The sequence below is a fragment of the Flavobacterium columnare NBRC 100251 = ATCC 23463 genome (assembly GCF_002530675.1).
In the GTDB taxonomy this organism is placed as follows: domain Bacteria; phylum Bacteroidota; class Bacteroidia; order Flavobacteriales; family Flavobacteriaceae; genus Flavobacterium; species Flavobacterium columnare.
On the sequence record NZ_PCMX01000114.1, the window covers coordinates 1 to 3,055 of the forward strand.

The 3,055-nt window shown below is 30.0% G+C and carries 4 protein-coding genes and 1 pseudogene; 1 reads left to right on the top strand and 4 read right to left on the bottom strand.

Annotated elements, in window-relative coordinates; genetic code table 11:
• Nucleotides 1-210: pseudogene (locus B0A78_RS14745) on the top strand (hypothetical protein); the annotation flags it as partial.
• Between the two features lie 69 nt (nucleotides 211-279).
• Here the strand turns inward: B0A78_RS14745 and B0A78_RS12860 are convergent.
• The 4 genes from B0A78_RS12860 to B0A78_RS12875 all read right to left on the bottom strand — a co-directional run.
• Nucleotides 280-615: a hypothetical protein gene (locus B0A78_RS12860; protein ID WP_146917254.1), complete on the bottom strand. Its 336-nt coding sequence runs from the start codon at nucleotides 613-615 to the stop codon at nucleotides 280-282.
• Between the two features lie 59 nt (nucleotides 616-674).
• Nucleotides 675-1,682: an RHS repeat domain-containing protein gene (locus B0A78_RS12865; RefSeq protein ID WP_097609731.1), complete on the bottom strand. Its 1,008-nt coding sequence runs from the start codon at nucleotides 1,680-1,682 to the stop codon at nucleotides 675-677.
• Nucleotides 1,683-1,700: 18 nt separating this feature from the next.
• Nucleotides 1,701-2,276: a hypothetical protein gene (locus tag B0A78_RS12870; RefSeq protein ID WP_097609732.1), complete on the bottom strand. Its 576-nt coding sequence runs from the start codon at nucleotides 2,274-2,276 to the stop codon at nucleotides 1,701-1,703.
• The coding region (locus B0A78_RS12875; RefSeq protein WP_317044849.1) for an RHS repeat-associated core domain-containing protein at nucleotides 2,263-3,055 on the bottom strand (793 nt) is incomplete at its 5' end. The genes B0A78_RS12875 and B0A78_RS12870, both read right to left, overlap by 14 nt.

A 3,055-nucleotide genomic window follows, 5' to 3' on the forward strand; every position in this document is an offset into this window, starting at 1 on the left:
GGGTGGTCCTGGTATAAAAATACCTCTCGAAATGGAAATATATTTAAGAAATTTAAACCAAAATGTGGCTTAAGATTTTCGTACCAAATTTTGTTGCTATTCCAAGAGCTGGAAGACAAAGACAGAAGTATTGTTTTTGCTATTATTGATAAAATGCTTACTACTAAAAAGTTTAAAGATTTCTTTAATAATAACGCCGCTTTGCTTTAGAAAAATATAGGCTTTAAATAACAAACCCCGAGTGTTGGCTCGGGGTTAAAATATCTGTTTGAATAAATTTTATTTATTATTCATGTTTTTATCTACAAGATTTTTAATATTATAAATATTTTTTTTGTCTTTAGTAAAAATAGTTAAAATTATGTCTCCGTTATTTTTAACAATAGAATCTCCTATATTAATTTCACTCCAAATAATTCCATATACAGATATCTTTTCACCGTTTTTTAATAGTAAAATAGGGTCGTTGTGGTTTTCTCTATCATAATATTTATCAATTACAAAACCTTTATAATTTTCTTTTTTTATAGATTCAATAAGGTTTTTATAAAATCTTTCTTTTGTGTTATAAAATAAATCAAAAAAAACAAGAATAACCGCTATAATTAAAGTCATTGATGTTAATATAAATTTTAATTGAGTTCTATTAAATTCCATGGTCTTAAACTAAAAAATTATTCGAGAGGTAAAGTCCAAGTCTTTGTTTCACTTATCATAGCCTCAACTTTTAATGATGGAGTAAGTCCGACACTTCCAGCGGTATATTTATAACCTCTTTTATTATCTCCAAAATTTTCAAAATTGCTTCCTTGCGAACCACCTCGTTCTCTTCCATATCCACCAAAAGGAGTATCTGCACTTATGCTATATGAATTTCCTTTACCTGAAAAATCTGATATTGAAAAAGGATTATCATAAGTAGGATTTATTTTTCCAGCTTTGAAACCTGCTGCCCCTCCTAGGCCAGCGTTTCCTCCAAATGTAAAATAAGCGGCTTTCCCACCGATATCATCATTAACAAAACCTATTTCAAGAGTAATGCCACCTAAAAAAGCTCCTCCAAAAGAAAACGATGCAAAATTCCCTGTTTTTTGATTAGGAGCTTGTATTGTAATTCCTCCTTCGGTTTTTAAATCAGTTGAATTATTGATATTTTTATTATTTATATCTGTAATTGTTCCATTATTATGAAATGTATACTGATAAGATGTCTTTCCTTCTTTTGTGCCTGTAAGAGTTGAGCCTTCTCCTAAATGCTGAGCAGAATCTCCATAAACATTAATAGCATCTGTTTGATTTTTTATAGTTGGATCAAAGAAAATATTATTCCCTTTCTTTATCCAATCTTGTCCCTCTCTACCATCAAGATCCGTAAATCTTATAGGATTATTAAAGCAGTAAACGTATGGTGAAATGTTAGGAAACTTCTCGGCTAGTGGGTCAATACTCAACCACAAACTCGTTTTCATATCTAAATACCTTGCACCAAAGTAAGTAAGATTAGTCTCCCTATCCAATTCCTTGCCATTAAATAAATAAGGCATAGAAAAACTAGAGCTATGCTCCTCAAACAAAACCTCTCCAAAAGCAATATACTCCACATGTTGCGACAACTGTCCGTTTAAAGTGCTAATATACGAAGTACTTCCTAAATGATCGCTATGGGTAAATAAAGCCCTCATTTGAGGGCTTTATTTTAGTTAAAGGAATTCTTTTCTCTTAGGCCTTTTATAACAAGATATTTTTAAAGGAATGTATACTTTGTCTATTTCGGAGATGTCTTTAATTTCTAACTCATTTGAGTTTTTAGATATATTGTTATTAGCTTTATTTGTAACTAGAAACACCCCTTTAATTTTACATATTCTTAAAAATACAGTGCAATTGTTTTTTAATTTTATTGTTTTTTCAAGACTGTTTTTATTTATTTTACTTGACATTTTCAAAACCTCATTCCTGTAATCTAATAAATAGCTTTCTAACTCTTTGCCTTCTAAATAATTCAATATTATTTTTTTATTATTTCCTTGGATATCTGGTGTATAAAAACATAATTTATAAAAACTATTCACAAATAATTCTTCATTTTCTTTTGTCAATAAATCAAAGCTAATTTCCTTACAAACACCTGACATTATAATAGGATAATTATCAGATCTCCTTATATCTATTTCTATAAAGTATAAACTATCATTGACTTTATTACAATTATTTTCTTGTGCATCTATTTTAAATACAACAAAAAAGAATATTAATATAAAATTAATTCTGCCCATCTTGTTTTACTATTACTTTAGGAAGGAAAGAACCGTTACCTATATTATTAGCATCTGCTTGATTTGGTTTTTCAGGTGGATACTTCATTATACCGTTGTTTCCTCCAGTTCCTTTAGGATGACCAAAACCAAAAGTGTGGAATATTTCGTGAACTCTATTCATTTTTGTATCTTGACTAGTATTCATCAAGATATTTTTATTGTCTGCTGTTATCCCGCCTACAGTAGAAGTGCTAGTTGTACCATCACCATTATCAATCTCTTTAGTCTTAAATCTTGAGTAAGTATCTCCGTTACCTCTTGAAAAAGAGTTCCCTATAGAATAACCATCTTGCATTTCTTTACTTGCACTAGCTTCGCTAGCTTCTATGGTTCCTCCTTCTTTAAATTGAAGGTCATATTTAATAGAATATCCTTTATATTCACCATCAGAAACATTCATTCCTAAATCATTAAGATATTTGTTATAATCTTTCTGCATTGAAGCTACCTCTTTAGCAGAATAACCATCTAATGTTTTCATTTTCCCACTAGTAGTATAATAGGTACTTTTTTCAGTCTGAACATAATAAACAGCTTTAATCGTTATAGTTTTATTTTTATCATCTATAACTCTGATCCCATCCCTTCCATCAGGATCCATATAAATTATGGGGTTTGCATTGCAAAACAGATATGGACTTTGATTAGGATGCTTCTCGGCTAGTGGGTCAATATTGAGCCAAAGGGAAGTCTTCATATCCAAATACCTCGCTCCGTAATAAGTGAGATTAGTCTCT

Coding starts and splice junctions, on each gene's coding strand:
- B0A78_RS12870 (WP_097609732.1), bottom strand. CDS start 2,276: ATGGGCAGAATTAATTTTATATTAATATTCTTTTTTGTTGTATTTAAA.
- B0A78_RS12860 (WP_146917254.1), bottom strand. CDS start 615: ATGACTTTAATTATAGCGGTTATTCTTGTTTTTTTTGATTTATTTTAT.
- B0A78_RS12865 (WP_097609731.1), bottom strand. CDS start 1,682: ATGAGGGCTTTATTTACCCATAGCGATCATTTAGGAAGTACTTCGTAT.